We start from the raw sequence: 14,727 nt of genomic DNA, 5'->3' as shown, positions 1-14,727 counted from the left end.
TTGGCCCGGACGGCCCGCGCGTGTTTCAATCGCTGTGCGCGGTGGCCACTTGATGGGTGGGCTCCAGGAGGGCGTGCGGCGATGCCGCATGCGTTCTTCTCGTACGACAGCCCCCTGACGGCGCGACCTTCCCCGGAAGGCGTGCCCGCCCATCATGAGGAGAACCCCCAACCATGAGCACCACAGCGCAATCCCCGCGTCGGAGATCGCTGTCCCTGAGGTCCGGGCGCAAAATCGCCGTGCTCGCCGCGGTGGCGGCCGTGCTCGCCGGCCTCGTCGCGGTCCTGACGCAGACCGCGGCCGAGGCGCACGGCGCCCTCCAGGCCCCCGCGAGCCGCACGTACGCGTGTTACACCGACGGCCTCACCGGCGGCCAGATCATCCCCAAGAACCCCGCCTGCGCGGACGCCGTGGCGGCCGGCGGCACCCAGCCCCTCTACGACTGGTATGGCGTGCTCCGCTCCGACGGCGGCGGCCGCACCCGGGGCTTCATCCCCGACGGCCAGCTGTGCAGCGGCGGTTTCAGCAAGTACTCCGCCTACGACGCGCCCAGGACCGACTGGCCGACCACCACGCTGAAGGCGAACAGCATGTACGACTTCGTCTACGGCGCGTGGGTGCCGCACCCCGGCGGCTTCAAGCTCTACGTCACCAAGGACGGCTGGGACCCGACCAAGCCGCTCACCTGGGACGACATGGAGGAGCAGCCGTTCCTCACGGTCGACCCCGAGCCCGAGGTCAGCAACGGCGCCTACCGCTTCTCCGGCAGGCTGCCCGACAAGAGCGGCCGGCACATCATCTACGCGGTCTGGTATCGCTCGGACAGCCAGGAGACCTTCTACGGCTGCTCGGATGTGAACTTCCTCCGCGACGGCGCCTCGCCGAGCCCCTCGCCGAGCGCCTCGCCCACCGGGAACCCGTCGCCGAGCCCGTCGCCCTCGACCTCCCCGACGGCCGGGAACCCGGCCTGCACGGCCACGGTGAAGCTGACCAACACCTGGCCTGGCGGCTTCCAGGGCGAGGCCACGATCACGAACACCGGCACGGCACCGCTCAACGGCTGGTACATGCAGTGGCAGATGTCGAACGGCGCGACGATCACCCAGGCGTGGAACGGCACGTCCATGCAGAGCGGGCCGTTCGCGATGATCCACGCTCCGGAGTGGAACAACTCGCTGGCCCCGGGTGCATCGGCCACGGCCGGGTTCCTCGGCAGCGGGTCGGCCACGCCGGCGATCAGCGACATCAGCTGCGGCTGAGCGGGGCCTGATCGCGCCCGGCTCGACGGCCCGGTGCCGGAGTGAGTCAGCGGGAGGCGCCCGGGAAGCCGTTACGGCGGCTTCCCGGGCGTTGCGCGATGGGTGGGCGGAGGAGGATCCGCTCGTACCCGCGGTGCGATAGCCACTGTGGGTGTGGCCTCACCTCCCTCGGGGGATGGTGGGAGCGCTCCCACGTGGCCGGACCCTAACCCGCCGAGCCGTCACCGGCCAGTGGACACGCCTTCACTCGTCCTGTCCGCCCAGCTCAGCATGGCTCGCCCGATGAAAGTTTCGCCGCGGCGCCCCGCCCGCCGCCCCGCTCGTCATGCCGCCTGCCGCGCCGCCGGTCCCAACCTTTTGCATGCCGCCGCCTCGCTGTTCCTCGTGCCGATCGCCGTACCGCCCGATCTGGCGGCTGTGTGAACCGTCCGCCACTCTGCGCGCGCCGGGCGGGGTGCGCTCAGCTCGTCAGCGCGCGGTCGAGCGCGGTCTCGCGGCGGCCGAGGAACTGCGGTGAGGAGTGCAGGACCAGGCTGTCCAGCAGGGCCTTGGCGGATGCGGGGAACTCCCTGACGGCGTAGGCCACCGTCTCCACCGGCCAGTCGCGGCTGGAGTCGTCGCCGACGCCGAACGCGTCGATTCCCGCCGCGCGGCACAGCGCGACGGCCCGGGGAAGGTGGAACTCCTGGGTCACCACGACGAGGCGGGAGGCGTCGAAGATCTCCTTGGCCCGTACGCAGGAGTCCCACGTGTCGAACCCGGCGTAGTCGAGCACGATCTTCTGGGCCGGGACGCCGTGCGCGATCAGGTAGTCATGCATGACCGAGGGCTCGTCGTAGTCCTTGCGGCTGTTGTCGCCGGACAGCAGCAGGGCCCGCACCTTGCCGGTGCGGTACAGCTCGGCCGCGATGCCGAGCCGGGCGGCCAGCATCGGGCTGGGTTTGCCGTTCACGACGCCCGCGCCCAGCACGAGCGCGGCCGGCATCGCGGGCACCTCGGCGACCCAGCCTGCGCCCGGCTCCGCCGTCACCCGGTGGGCGGAGCTCGCCAGCCAGGCCCAGGTCATCGGCAGCAGCGGCAGCACGCTCAGGGCCGCCAGGGCCTGGAAGCCCCGGCGCTGTGCCGTACGCGACCAGGTCCAGGGGTGCGGGACGCGCATCCCTCAGACTCCCGCGGTGTGGAGCTCCGGCTGCCGGTGGGCGGGTGCGGGGGCGGGACCCCGGGTCCGCATGAGGAAAACGACGCGCAGCGTGCAGACCCACACGAGCGTGGCGCCCAGCACGTGCAGGAGCACCAGGGCCGCGGGGACGGCGAGGAAATACTGCACATAGCCGATCACGCCCTGGGACAGCTCCACGCCGAGCAGCACGAGCGCGGCGCGCCGGGCGCGGGCGGGGGAGCCGGAGACGTGCAGGGCGAACAGCAGGGCGAACGTCAGCCCGACGACGACGTAGGCGATGTCGGTGTGCAGCCGCACCACGTCCTGGATGTCGAAGCCGAAGCGGGAGGCCGCCTCGTCTCCGGAGTGCGGCCCGGTGCCGGTCACCACCACTCCGGCCAGCAGCAGCACGAAGGCGGCCGCGCTCAGCGCGTACGAGAGCGTGCGGATGTCCCTGTGGACCACCCGCTTGGCCGGGGCGTCGCCCTCGCCCGCCCGCGCGAACAGCACGACGGCGGCGGCGATCATGCCGATGGACAGCAGGAAGTGGACGCTGACGGTCACCGGGTTGAGCATCGTGTGGACCACGAGCCCGCCCCACAGGGCCTGGACGAGGACGCCGGCCGGCTGCACCAGCGCGAGCCGCAGCAGGACCGGACGGCCGTGTTCCCCCCTCGACAGCTGCCAGGCGGCGATCACACACGCGGCCGCGACCGCGAGCACGAGGAACGACAGCAGGCGGTTGCCGAACTCGATCGCCATGTTGATCGGCGCGTGCGAGTCGATCTTCGCCGGCACGAAGCTGTCCGGCGTGCAGCGCGGCCAGGTCGGGCAGCCGAGGCCGGAGCCGGTGACGCGGACGGCGGCGCCGGTGACGGTGATGCCGACGTTGACCACGATCGCCGCCAGGGCCCACCGCCGCATCGACTCGTTCGTGGGAAACCGCACCGAGCGATAAAGGGCGAGCAGCGAGCCGCGGATCCGGTCAGTCGTGGGATTCACGGAATTCATCGTAGGCGGCCCTGTCGGTGGTCCCTTCTCCGGCCCGCGCGCCGTCCGGCGGGTCCGCCTGGGGCCGCGCCGTCCCCGGTCCTCCCGGTCGGCCCGTGATCGTTTCCCCCGGCAGGGGCCGGTACGATCGGCCGTACGCGACCGAGGAGGGCGGTGGCCGGTCGATGGGCGGGGTGTGGAACGGACCGGCGAGTCGCGAGCGTGACGACCTCGGCGCGCCGGGCGCCGGAACACGGCAGAACCTGCGCGAGCAGGTGGCGCAGGCGCTGCGGGACGCGCTGGTGGCGGGGGAGATGCGGCCCGGTGTCGTCTACTCGGCCCCCGCGCTGGCGGCCAGGTTCGGTGTCTCGGCCACGCCGGTGCGGGAGGCGATGCTCGACCTCGCCAAGGAGGGTCTGTTCGAGGCCCTGCGCAACAAGGGCTTCCGGGTCGCCGAGGTGTCCGAGCGCGACCTCGACGAGATCATCGAGATCAGGCGGCTGATCGAGGTGCCCACGGTGGCCCGGCTCGCCGGGGAGTCCCTGGGCGAGCGGGCCGAGACGCTGCGCCCGATCGCCGAGGAGATCGTCTCGGCCGCCGGAAGGGGCGACCTGCTCGCCTATGTGGCCGCCGACCAGCGGTTCCACCTGTCGCTGCTGGCCCTGTCGGGCAACGCCCGGCTGGTCGAGACGGTCAGGGACCTGCGTGCCCGGGCCCGGCTCTACGGGCTGCGCGGGCTGCCCGACGCGCGGATGCTGGCGTCCTCGGCGCGCGAGCACCTCGACCTTCTCGACGCCGTCGTACGCGGTGACGCCGAGGCTGCCGAGCGCCTGATGAACCACCACCTGCAGCACGTGCGCGCGATCTGGTCGGCCGACCCGCCCCCGGCCTGAACGGTACGACGGCCTGAACGGTACGACGGCCTGAACGGTACGACGGCCTGAACGGTACGACGGCCTGAACGGTGCGGCTCAGCCGTCCCCGGCGCGGGTGGCGCCGATGGAGGCGATGACCACGCAGCCGATGGCCGCCCACTCGCGCACCTGGAGCACCTCGTGCAGGACGAGCAGGCCGACGAGCGCGGCTGCGGCGGGCTCCAGGCTCATCAGGATGCCGAAGACCCGCTTGGGCATCCGGCGCAGGGCCTCCAGCTCCAGCGAGTAGGGGATGAACGAGGAGAGCAGGCCCACCCCCGCGCCGAGCAGCAGAAGCTCGGGCCGCAGCAGCTCGCTCCCGCCTGAGCCGATCCCGATGGGCGCGACGACGATCGTGGACACGATCATGGCGAACGACAGCCCGCTCGCGCCGGGGAAGCGGGCGCCGGTGGCCGCGGAGAGCACGATGTAGGCGGCCCAGCACGTGCCCGCCAGCGCGGCGAAGCCGATCCCCACCCAGCTCGCGGTGCCCGCGTCCCCCCAGGGGGCGAGCAGGATCACGCCCGCGGCGGCCAGTCCCACCCACAGCAGATCGAGCCGGCGGCGGGAGGACACCACGGCCAGGGTGAGCGGGCCGATGAACTCGATGGCCACCGCGATCCCGATCGGCATCCGGGCGAGTGCCTCGTAGAACGACAGGTTCATCAGGCCGAGGCTGAGCCCGAACGCGACGCCGACGGCGAGGTCGCGCCGCGACAGCCCGCGCACCTTGGGCCGGGCGACGGCCAGCAGCATGACGGCGCTGGTGGCGATGCGCAGGAAGACCACGGCCGAAGGGGACAGCTCCGCGAAGAGGTTCTTGGCCAGCCCGGCGCCCACCTGGACCGACAGGATGCCCAGCAGCACCAGTCCCGACGGCGGTATCGCGTCCGAGGCGGCCCGCAGCGCCCTGATCGGCGACGGCCTCATGCGATACGGCTCGGCTCCCGGAAGGGACTCAGCGGTCATGCCGGCAACCCCACATAAAGGCATTGATCACAACAAACGCCCGCAATCATATGCGCAGGCTGTCAGGTCGCAGGTGAGGGCCCCGGCGTCGTCACGCCACGCGACCGGTGTCACTCAAGCAGTCCGGTGTCACTCTCCCAGCGGCCCGTGTCATTGCCGGCGCCCGTGTCATTCCCAGCGGAAGGTGCGGGCGGCGAGGGCGAGCGCGGCCACCGTCCAGCACAGCAGCACGAGGAGCGCGCCGCCGGGGAAGCCGCCGCCGGCGCTCAGGACGGTGCGCAGGCCGGAGGTGAGCGCGCTGATCGGCAGCAGCCCCAGCACGTGCTGCACCCCCGCAGGGAACCGGTCCAGCGGGAACAGCACGCCGCCGAGCCCGAGCAGCACCAGGTAGACGAGGTTGGCCCCGGCCAGGGTGGCCTCCGCCCGCAGCGTGCCGGCCATGAGCAGGCCGAGGCCGCTGAAGGCCGCCGTGCCCAGCAGGAGGAGCGGCACGGCCCACAGCGGGTCGCCGTGCGGGGACCAGCCGAGCGCCAGCGCAACCGCGGCGATCACCACGACCTGCAGCACCTCGACGGCGACGACCGCGACGGTCTTGGCCAGCAGCAGCCCGGCCCTGGACAGCGGGGTCGCGCCGAGGCGCTTGAGCACGCCGTACCTGCGTTCGAAGCCGGTGGCGATGGCCTGCCCGGTGAACGCGGTCGACATGACCGCGAGCGCGAGGATGCCGGGGGCGACGAAGTCGACGCGGGCGCCGTCGCCGACGTCCACCAGCGGGGCCGTGGAGAACCCGACGAGCAGCAGGATCGGGATGATCATCGTGAGCAGGAGCTGCTCGCCGTTGCGCAGCATGGCCCGGATCTCCGCGCCCGCCTGGGCGAGGACCATCCGGTGCAGCGGCGCGGCCCCGGGCCGCGGCGTGAGGTCCAGCGTGGCGATCGTGCTCACCGCAGCTCCCTGCCGGTCAGTTCGAGGAAGACGTCCTCCAGCGTGCGCCGCTCGATGCGCAGGTCCTCTGTGGTGACGCCCTCGGTGGCGCACCAGGCCGTGACGGTGGCGAGCAGTTGCGGGCCGACCTGCCCCTCGATGATGTAGTGCCCCGAGGGCGACTCCTTGGCGGCGCTGCCCGGCGGCAGCGCGGCCAGCAGCTCCTCCAGGTCGAGCCCGGGGCGGGCGCGGAACCTGAGCTGCCGCTCGGCGCCGGTCAGCGACTCGGGGGTGCCCGCGGCCACCACCCGGCCGTGGTCGATGACCACGATGTGGTCGGAGAGTTTCTCGGCCTCGTCCATCTGGTGGGTCGTCAGCACCACCGACACCCCGGAGGCGCGCAGCGCGGCGACCAGGTCCCAGCAGGCGTGCCGGGCCTGTGGGTCGAGACCGGCGGTCGGTTCGTCGAGGAAGACCAGCTCCGGCCGCCCGATCACCGCGGCGGCAAGCGACAGGCGCTGCTGCTGGCCGCCCGACAGCCGCCGGTACGGCGTACGCGCGTGGTCGGCCAGGCCGAGCAGATCGAGCAGGGAGCCGGGGTCGAGCGGGTGGGCGTAGAACCGGGAGACCACGCGCAGCCACTCGCCCGCGCGGGCGGCGGGAGGCACCCCTCCGCTCTGCGGCATGATCCCCAGGCGCGGCTTCAGCGCGGCGTCGGCCGGGTCCAGGCCGAGCACGCGCACGGTCCCGCCGTCCGGCCGCCGGAAGCCCTCGCAGATCTCGATCGTCGAGGTCTTGCCCGCGCCGTTCGGCCCGAGGATCGCCGTGACGGCGCCCTGCGCGCAGGTGAGGGTCAGCCCGTCGACGGCCGTGGTGCTTCCGTAGCGCTTGACCAGCCCGTCGATCTCCACCGCCGGCGCGGCGCCGCCCGTGCGGCCGGCCGTGCTCTCGAACGTGCTGTCAACCCCCGGCACTCCCACCGGCCTCCCCTCGCAGGACCGACCGCCGGGCCGGCCGGATGTGGGCGGCCCTGGTCGGTCGTCGACGGCATCGAGTCTAGGGAGCGGGGAGCGCGCTCTCGTCGGCGAGTGCCGCCATTCCAGCCCGGGCGGGTAAAGGATGCGGAAAACTCGCGTCGTCGCAGGTTAGGTAAGGCTTACCTGCGTGAGAAATTGCATCCCCGGCGACCTCTCCTTGGGTTTGTCGCCGGGGAAGGAATTACGGCACACTGATGTTGTGAAAAACGTGCAGGGGAAGCAGAACGCCGAGAAGGCCGTGGTGACGCGGCCTGTTCCGGCGTCCCCCGTGCACATGGACATCACCGCCGAGCGCGGCACCCGTGCCCGGGTGGCGCGGCTCATCCTGGAGCACGGCCCGGTGACGGCGGCGGCGCTCGGCGAGCGGCTCGGGCTTACTCCGGCCGCGGTGCGCCGCCATCTCGACGCGCTGCTGGCCGAGGGCATGATAGAGCCTCGTACGGCACGCCCGCGCGGCCAGCGGGGGCGCGGCAGGCCGGCGAAGATGTTCGCGATCACCGACGCGGGCCGCAGCGCCTTCGTCCACGCCTACGACGACCTCGCCGGCAGCGCGCTGCGCTTCCTGGCCGAGCGGCTCGGCGGCGAGGCGGTGTCGGAGTTCGCGCGGGCGCAGGTGTCCGGGCTGGTCGGCCGGCTTGAGGCGCTGATGCGCGAGGTCCCGGCCGAGCAGCGGGTCCGCGTGCTGGCCGAGGCGCTGTCGGCCGAGGGCTACGCGGCGTCGGCGTCCGCGACGGGCAAGGGCGGCGAGCAGCTGTGCCAGCACCACTGCCCGGTGGCGCACGTCGCGGCGCAGTTCCCGCAGCTGTGCGAGGCGGAGACCGAGGCGTTCGCCCGGCTGCTGGGCACGCCGGTGCAGCGCTTGGCCACGATCGCCAACGGCGACGGGGTCTGCACCACCCACGTGAGTTCACACGCGCTGGCCGCACGGCACGCGCGTTCCGATCCGGCGGCCGCCGATTCGCCGACCGCCGGTTTATCGGCCGCCGAGCTGCCGGCCGCACATCTATCGAGCACATCGACGAGCAAGGAGTCCGGAAGGTGACTGTCACCGACCGCCCGGAGCTGGAAGGCCTCGGGAATTACAAGTTCGGCTGGGCCGACACGGACGTGGCGGGGGCCACGGCCCGCCGTGGGCTGTCCGAAGAGGTCGTCCGCAACATCTCCGCGCTCAAGAACGAGCCGGAGTGGATGCTCGACCTGCGCCTCAAGGGCCTTCGGCTGTTCGAGAAGAAGCCGCTGCCGACCTGGGGCTCCGACCTCACGGGCATCGACTTCGACAACATCAAGTACTTCGTCCGCTCGACGGAGAAGCAGGCCGCGTCCTGGGACGAGCTGCCCCCGGACATCAAGAACACCTACGACAAGCTCGGCATCCCGGAGGCGGAGAAGCAGCGCCTCATCGCCGGTGTCGCCGCCCAGTACGAGTCCGAGGTCGTCTATCACAAGATCCGTGAGGACCTCGAGGAGAAGGGCGTCATCTTCGTCGACACCGACACCGGCCTGCGCGAGCACGAGGAGCTCTTCAAGGAGTACTTCGGCACGGTGATCCCGGTGGGCGACAACAAGTTCGCCGCGCTCAACACCGCCGTGTGGTCGGGCGGCTCGTTCATCTACGTGCCGCCGAACGTGAGCGTCGAGATCCCGCTGCAGGCCTACTTCCGGATCAACACCGAGAACATGGGCCAGTTCGAGCGGACCCTGATCGTCGTGGACGAGAACTCCTACGTCCACTACGTCGAGGGCTGCACCGCGCCGATCTACTCGTCCGACTCGCTCCACTCGGCGGTCGTCGAGATCGTCGTGAAGAAGGGCGCCCGCTGTCGCTACACGACCATCCAGAACTGGTCGAACAACGTCTACAACCTGGTCACCAAGCGCGCCGTGGCGTACGAGGGCGCGACCATGGAGTGGATCGACGGCAACATCGGCTCCAAGGTCACGATGAAGTACCCGGCCGTCTACCTGATGGGCGAGCACGCCAAGGGCGAGACGCTGTCGGTCGCCTTCGCCGGTGAGGGCCAGCACCAGGACGCGGGCGCCAAGATGGTGCACCTCGCGCCCAAGACGTCCTCGACGATCATCTCCAAGTCGGTGGCGCGCGGCGGTGGCCGCACCTCCTACCGGGGCCTGGTGCAGATCGAGGAGGGCGCGGCCGGCTCGGCCTCGACCGTCAAGTGCGACGCGCTGCTGGTCGACCAGATCAGCCGGTCCGACACCTACCCGTACGTGGACGTCCGCGAGGACGACGTGTCGATGGGCCACGAGGCCACGGTCTCCAAGGTGTCGGAGGACCAGCTCTTCTACCTGATGAGCCGCGGTCTCGGCGAGGACGAGGCGATGGCGATGATCGTGCGCGGCTTCGTCGAGCCGATCGCCCGTGAGCTGCCCATGGAGTACGCCCTTGAGCTCAACCGCCTGATCGAGCTGCAGATGGAAGGAGCGGTCGGCTGATGGGCCTGGAGACCAAGCCGCTGTCGACGCTGCACGAGAAGTCGTCGTACGACGTGGCCGACTTCCCGGTGCCGACGGGCCGCGAGGAGGAGTGGCGCTTCACGCCGCTGTCGCGGCTGAAGGGGCTGCACAACGGCACGGCCGCCGTCACCGGTGGCGTCGTGGTGGACGTCGAGGCCGCGCCCGAGGTGCGCGTCGAGACCGTGGGCCGCGACGACGCCCGGCTCGGCAAGGCGTACACGCCGTCCGACCGGGTCAGCGCGCAGGCCTACTCGTCGTTCGAGAAGGCCACCGTCGTCACGGTGCCGAAGATGACGGCCGCCTCCGCGCCCACCGTGATCACCCTGCGGGGGTCCGGGGCGGGCGCCGCGGCGTACGGGCACATCCTCGTGTCGGTGGAGCCGCTGGCCGAGGCCGTGCTGGTGCTCGACCACCGCGGCAGCGCCGTCTACGCCGACAACGTCGAGTTCGACGTGGCCGAGGGCGCGACGCTCAAGGTCGTCAGCCTGCAGGACTGGGACGACGACGCCGTGCACGTCTCCCACCACCACGCCAGGCTCGGCAAGGACGCGACGTTCCGCTCGTTCGTGGTCACCCTCGGCGGCGACCTCGTACGGCTGTCGCCCTCGGTGTCGTACACCGCCCCGGGCGGCGACGCCGACCTGACCGGCCTCTACTTCGTGGACGCGGGCCAGCACCTGGAGCACCGCCTGCTGGTGGACCACAGCGTGCCCAACTGCCGCAGCAACGTGACCTACAAGGGCGCGCTGCAGGGTGAGGACGCCCACGCGGTCTGGATCGGCGACGTGATCATCAGGGCCGAGGCCGAGGGCACCGACACCTACGAGCTGAACCGCAACCTCATCCTCACCGACGGCGCCCGCGCCGACTCGGTGCCGAACCTGGAGATCCTCACCGGCGAGGTCGCGGGAGCGGGCCACGCGTCCGCCTCCGGCCGCCTCGACGACGAGCACATCTTCTACCTGCAGGCCCGCGGCATCCCGTTCGACGAGGCCCGCCGCCTGGTCATCCACGGCTTCTTCGCCCAGCTGCTGGAGAAGATCGAGGTGCCGGAGATCCGCGAGCGCGTCCTGTCGGCGGTCGAGGCGGAGCTGGCCCGATGAGCGCCGACACCGCCCACTGGGAGAAGGTCTGCCAGGTCGGAGACATCCCGGACGGCGGCGTCCTCGGCCTGGAGGTCGGGGAGACGCCGGTCGCGCTGGTGCGCACCGGCGGCGAGGTCTTCGCCCTGCACGACGTGTGCTCCCACGCCGAGGTCCGCCTCAGCGAGGGCGAGGTCTACGACCACACGCTGGAGTGCTGGCTGCACGGCTCCTGCTTCGACCTGCGCACCGGCAAGCCCACCGGGCCGCCGGCGACCAGGCCCGTCAACGTCTACCGAGTCAAGATCGAAGGCGACGACGTGTACGTCTCGCTCTCGAAGGAGTAAATACAAGTGTCCACCCTTGAGATTCGTGACCTGCACGTCGCCGTGGGCGACAAGGAGATCCTGCGCGGCGTCGACCTGACGGTCCGCAGCGGCGAGACGCACGCCATCATGGGCCCGAACGGCTCGGGCAAGTCCACGCTGGCGTACGCCATCGCGGGGCACCCCAAGTACACCGTCACCTCCGGTTCCGTGCTGCTCGACGGCGAGGACCTGCTGGCGATGTCGGTGGACGAGCGCGCCCGCGCCGGCCTGTTCCTCGCCATGCAGTACCCCGTCGAGGTGCCCGGCGTCAGCGTGTCGAACTTCCTGCGCTCGGCGATCACCGCGGTCCGCGGCGAGGCGCCCAAGCTGCGCGAGTTCGCCAAGGAGCTGAAGGCGGGCATGGACGCGCTGTCCATCGACCCGGCCTTCGCCCAGCGCAACACCAACGAGGGCTTCTCCGGCGGCGAGAAGAAGCGCCACGAGATCCTCCAGCTCGAGCTGCTCAAGCCAAAGATCGCGGTGCTCGACGAGACCGACTCCGGCCTCGACGTCGACGCCCTGCGCGTCGTGTCCGAGGGCATCAACCGTTTCCGGGGTCTGGGGTCGTCCCCAGGGGAGCACAGCCGTGGCTCCGGCGACACCGGCGTGCTGCTGATCACCCACTACACCCGCATCCTGCGCTACGTGAAGCCGGACTTCGTCCACGTCTTCGCCGGCGGGCGCGTGGTGGAGGAGGGCGGACCCGAGCTCGCCGACAAGCTGGAGAACGAGGGCTACGAGGCATACGTGCGGGACGCGCGAAAGGCTGACACGACCTCGAAGGCGTCCGCCTGATGAGTGCGCCCGGCTTCGACGTGGAGAGGATCAGGAAGGACTTCCCGGTCCTCGGCCGCGAACTTCCCGGAGGCAGGTCGCTGGTCTACCTCGACTCCGGCAACTCCTCGCAGAAGCCGACTCAGGTGGTCGAGACCATGCGCGACCACCTGACCTGGCACTACGGCAACGTCGGCCGGGCGCTGCACGTGCTGGGCAGCGAGTCGACCGAGGCGTACGAGGCCGCGCGTGACAAGATCGCCGCGTTCGTCAAGGCCCCGTCGCGTGACGAGATCGTCTTCACCAAGAACGCCTCCGAGGCCCTCAACCTCGTGGCGTACGCCTTCGGCAACCCCGTCGGCGAGGACGAGCGGTTCCGGATCGGCCCCGGCGACGAGATCGTCATCTCGGAGATGGAGCACCACTCCAACATCGTGCCGTGGCAGCTGCTCGCGCAGCGGACCGGCGCGACGCTGCGCTGGTTCCCGGTGACCGACGAGGGCCGCCTCGACATCGAGGGCCTGGACGAGCTGGTCACCGAGCGCACGAAGATCGTCTCGATCACGCACCAGTCGAACGTGCTCGGCACGGTCAATTCGGTCTCGCCGATCCTGGCCCGCGCGCGCGAGGTCGGCGCGCTGATGATGCTCGACGCGTCGCAGTCGGTGCCCCACCAGCCCGTGGACGTGACCGAGCTGGGCGTCGACTTCGTCGCGTTCACCGGCCACAAGATGGTCGGGCCGTCCGGCATCGGCGTGCTGTGGGGCCGGCGCGAGCTGCTCGACGCCATGCCGCCGTTCCTCGGCGGCGGCGAGATGATCGAGGCGGTCTGGATGGACCACTCGACGTACGCGCCGGTGCCGCACAAGTTCGAGGCCGGGACGCCGCCCATCGTCGAGGCGATCGGCCTCGGCGCCGCGGTCGACTACCTGACCGCGGTCGGCATGGACGAGATCAAGGCGCACGAGAAGGCCCTGGTCGCGTACGCGCTGGAGGCGCTGCCGGAGGTTCCGGGGCTGAGGATCATCGGCCCGCGCACGCCCATCGCGCGCGGCGGCACGATCTCGTTCACCCTGGAGGGCATCCACCCGCACGACGTGGGGCAGATCCTCGACGACGTGTACGGGATCGCGGTGCGGGTAGGCCACCACTGCGCCCGGCCGTTGCATCTCAGGTTCGGAATTCCGGCGACCACGCGGGCGTCTTTCTACCTGTACAACACGACGGCCGAGATCGACGCACTGGTCCGCGGCCTCCACCACGTGCAGAAGGTGTTCGGCTGAGCCATGATCGGTGAATCCATGTACCAGGAGCTGATCCTGGAGCACTACAAGCATCCCCAGGGGCGGGGCCTGCGCGACCCGTACGACGCGGAGGTGCACCACGTCAACCCGACCTGCGGCGACGAGGTGACGCTGCGGGTGAAGGTGGCCGACGGCGGCAAGGTGCTCGACGTGTCCTATGACGGCCAGGGCTGCTCCATCAGCCAGGCCGCGGCCTCGGTGCTGCACGAGCTCGCGACCGGCTCCACGGTGGAGGAGTCGCTGTCGGTGGTCGAGGAGTTCACCCGGCTCATGCAGGGCAGGGGCCAGGTGGAGCCCGACGAGGACGTGCTGGGCGACGCGGTGGCGTTCGCCGGTGTGGCGAAGTTCCCCGCCCGCGTCAAGTGCGCGCTGCTGGCCTGGATGGCCTACAAGGACGCGCTGATGAGGAGCCAGGGATGACCGGCCGCCCCGGCCGCGTTGGGAAGTACGGCGCCGCGCCGCGGGCGCCGCGAGGTGAGGAGACGACGTGAGCAAGCCGACCGAGACCCCGACGGGCACCGTGACCGAGACGCCGACCGGCGACTACGACGGGGAGACCTCCCTCGACGACGTGCTCGAGGCGCTGAAGGACGTGGTGGACCCCGAACTGGGGATCAACGTGGTGGACCTCGGCCTCGTCTACGGCGTCAATCTCGACCCGGCCGGCGAGGGTGAGCGTCCCATCGCCACCATCGACATGACGCTGACCAGCGCCGCCTGCCCGCTGACCGACGTGATCGAGGACCAGGCCAACTCGGCGCTCGCCGACCTGGTCTCCAACGTGGTCATCAACTGGGTCTGGCTGCCGCCGTGGGGCCCCGACAAGATCACCGACGAGGGCCGCGACCAGCTTCGCATGCTCGGTTTCAACGTCTGACCGGCCCGGACCTGATCCGGTCCTGTCACCCGTGTGTCCGGGGCCGCGCGCCCCGGACACAGGCGTTCCGCCGGTCGGCTCCCACGGGGTTCAGACCCGGCGCTCGCGAAGCGGTGCCGGCGATGTGACGCGGCGGTGGGGTGCGGTGCGGTGCCGGCGATGCGACGCTCACGGTCCCGCGCTGTGCGGCCCTGTCCGGTCCGGCGCGGCGCGGTGCCGGCGATGCGACGCTCACGGTGCGGCGCTGTGCGGTGCCGCCCGGCGCGGCGCGGCGCGGTGCCCGCGAAGTGACGCGGCGGTGCGGTGGGATGCGGTGCCTGTGACGCTGTGCCCATAACGCGGCGCTCGCGGTGAGGCGCGGTGCGGCCCATGCCGCGGCGCCTGCGACACGGCGCCTGCGACACGGCGTCCTGACAGGGCGCCTCGACACGGTGCCCGTGACGCTGTTGGCCCTGACACTGCGTCGACACTGCGTCCATGACGCGGCGCGCCCCGGCCTTCGTCCGGCCGCGGAATCGCCGCCGCGGCGCGGGAATGCCGTAGAGTTGTTATTCGCTTTGCTTTGTGCGACGTGAGTGTCGGGCGTCCGTGGGATGCC

The 14,727-nt window shown here is 71.3% G+C and carries 15 protein-coding genes; 10 read left to right on the top strand and 5 right to left on the bottom strand.

Annotated features, from left to right (window positions below):
- Nucleotides 1-173 precede the first annotated feature (173 nt).
- Complete coding sequence (locus HCK04_RS13355; protein ID WP_142647473.1) at nt 174-1,259, top strand: lytic polysaccharide monooxygenase; 1,086 nt, start codon at nt 174-176, stop codon at nt 1,257-1,259.
- Between the two features lie 460 nt (nt 1,260-1,719).
- Here HCK04_RS13355 and HCK04_RS13350 read toward each other — a convergent pair whose 3' ends face one another.
- Together HCK04_RS13350 and HCK04_RS13345 are read right to left on the bottom strand one after the other, a co-directional pair.
- Entirely contained in the window at nt 1,720-2,418 is a 699-nt protein-coding gene (locus HCK04_RS13350; RefSeq protein ID WP_142647472.1) for an ElyC/SanA/YdcF family protein, read from the bottom strand.
- Nucleotides 2,419-2,421: 3 nt separating this feature from the next.
- Entirely contained in the window at nt 2,422-3,429 is a 1,008-nt protein-coding gene (locus HCK04_RS13345) for a COX15/CtaA family protein (RefSeq protein WP_142647471.1), read from the bottom strand.
- A 95-nt stretch (nt 3,430-3,524) separates the two neighbouring features.
- Between HCK04_RS13345 and HCK04_RS13340 the strand changes: the two genes are divergently transcribed.
- Nucleotides 3,525-4,301 carry a GntR family transcriptional regulator gene (locus HCK04_RS13340; protein WP_260617241.1) on the top strand — a complete coding sequence of 259 codons (777 nt, stop codon included), beginning with the start codon at nt 3,525-3,527 and terminating at the stop codon, nt 4,299-4,301.
- 78 nt (nt 4,302-4,379) lie between these two features.
- On the opposite strand, the gene HCK04_RS13335 is transcribed toward HCK04_RS13340, so the two are convergent.
- The 3 genes from HCK04_RS13335 to HCK04_RS13325 form a co-directional block, all read right to left on the bottom strand.
- Nucleotides 4,380-5,291, bottom strand: a complete 912-nt coding sequence (locus HCK04_RS13335; RefSeq protein ID WP_142647470.1) for an EamA family transporter — start codon at nt 5,289-5,291, stop codon at nt 4,380-4,382.
- 168 nt (nt 5,292-5,459) lie between these two features.
- Nucleotides 5,460-6,176 (bottom strand): ABC transporter permease, encoded by a 717-nt coding sequence (locus HCK04_RS13330; protein WP_142647514.1) that lies wholly within the window; start codon nt 6,174-6,176, stop codon nt 5,460-5,462.
- 56 nt (nt 6,177-6,232) lie between these two features.
- Nucleotides 6,233-7,189, bottom strand: coding sequence for an ABC transporter ATP-binding protein (locus tag HCK04_RS13325; RefSeq protein ID WP_142647469.1), 957 nt, complete (start codon nt 7,187-7,189; stop codon nt 6,233-6,235).
- 337 nt (nt 7,190-7,526) lie between these two features.
- On the opposite strand from HCK04_RS13325, the gene HCK04_RS13320 reads away from it, so the two are divergent.
- The 8 genes from HCK04_RS13320 (at nt 7,527) to HCK04_RS13285 (ending at nt 14,129) form a co-directional block, all read left to right on the top strand.
- Nucleotides 7,527-8,294, top strand: coding sequence for a MarR family transcriptional regulator (locus HCK04_RS13320; RefSeq protein WP_142647513.1), 768 nt, complete (start codon nt 7,527-7,529; stop codon nt 8,292-8,294).
- Nucleotides 8,267-9,703, top strand: a complete 1,437-nt coding sequence (sufB, locus tag HCK04_RS13315) for a Fe-S cluster assembly protein SufB (protein WP_312845737.1) — start codon at nt 8,267-8,269, stop codon at nt 9,701-9,703. The genes HCK04_RS13320 and sufB overlap by 28 nt, the downstream gene beginning before the upstream one ends.
- Nucleotides 9,703-10,827: a Fe-S cluster assembly protein SufD gene (gene sufD, locus HCK04_RS13310; RefSeq protein ID WP_142647467.1), complete on the top strand. Its 1,125-nt coding sequence runs from the start codon at nt 9,703-9,705 to the stop codon at nt 10,825-10,827. The genes sufB and sufD overlap by 1 nt, the downstream gene beginning before the upstream one ends.
- Complete coding sequence (locus HCK04_RS13305; RefSeq protein WP_142647466.1) at nt 10,824-11,153, top strand: non-heme iron oxygenase ferredoxin subunit; 330 nt, start codon at nt 10,824-10,826, stop codon at nt 11,151-11,153. Before sufD ends, HCK04_RS13305 begins: the two co-directional genes overlap by 4 nt.
- A 6-nt stretch (nt 11,154-11,159) precedes the next feature.
- Nucleotides 11,160-11,969, top strand: a complete 810-nt coding sequence (sufC, locus tag HCK04_RS13300) for a Fe-S cluster assembly ATPase SufC (protein ID WP_142647465.1) — start codon at nt 11,160-11,162, stop codon at nt 11,967-11,969.
- The gene (locus HCK04_RS13295; protein ID WP_142647464.1) at nt 11,969-13,231 is read left to right on the top strand and encodes a cysteine desulfurase; all 1,263 of its coding nucleotides are present in this window, start codon (nt 11,969-11,971) and stop codon (nt 13,229-13,231) included. The genes sufC and HCK04_RS13295 overlap by 1 nt, the downstream gene beginning before the upstream one ends.
- A gap of 3 nt (nt 13,232-13,234) precedes the next feature.
- Complete coding sequence (sufU, locus tag HCK04_RS13290) at nt 13,235-13,672, top strand: Fe-S cluster assembly sulfur transfer protein SufU (RefSeq protein WP_139573119.1); 438 nt, start codon at nt 13,235-13,237, stop codon at nt 13,670-13,672.
- A 100-nt stretch (nt 13,673-13,772) separates the two neighbouring features.
- A complete protein-coding gene (locus HCK04_RS13285) occupies nt 13,773-14,129 on the top strand; it encodes a metal-sulfur cluster assembly factor (protein WP_221889912.1) in 357 nt (118 codons plus the stop codon).
- Nucleotides 14,130-14,727: the final 598 nt, after the last annotated feature.

It is taken from the genome of Microbispora sp. CL1-1 (assembly GCF_012034195.1).
GTDB lineage: Bacteria > Actinomycetota > Actinomycetes > Streptosporangiales > Streptosporangiaceae > Microbispora.
This window is presented reverse-complemented; position numbering and strand designations above follow the sequence as displayed.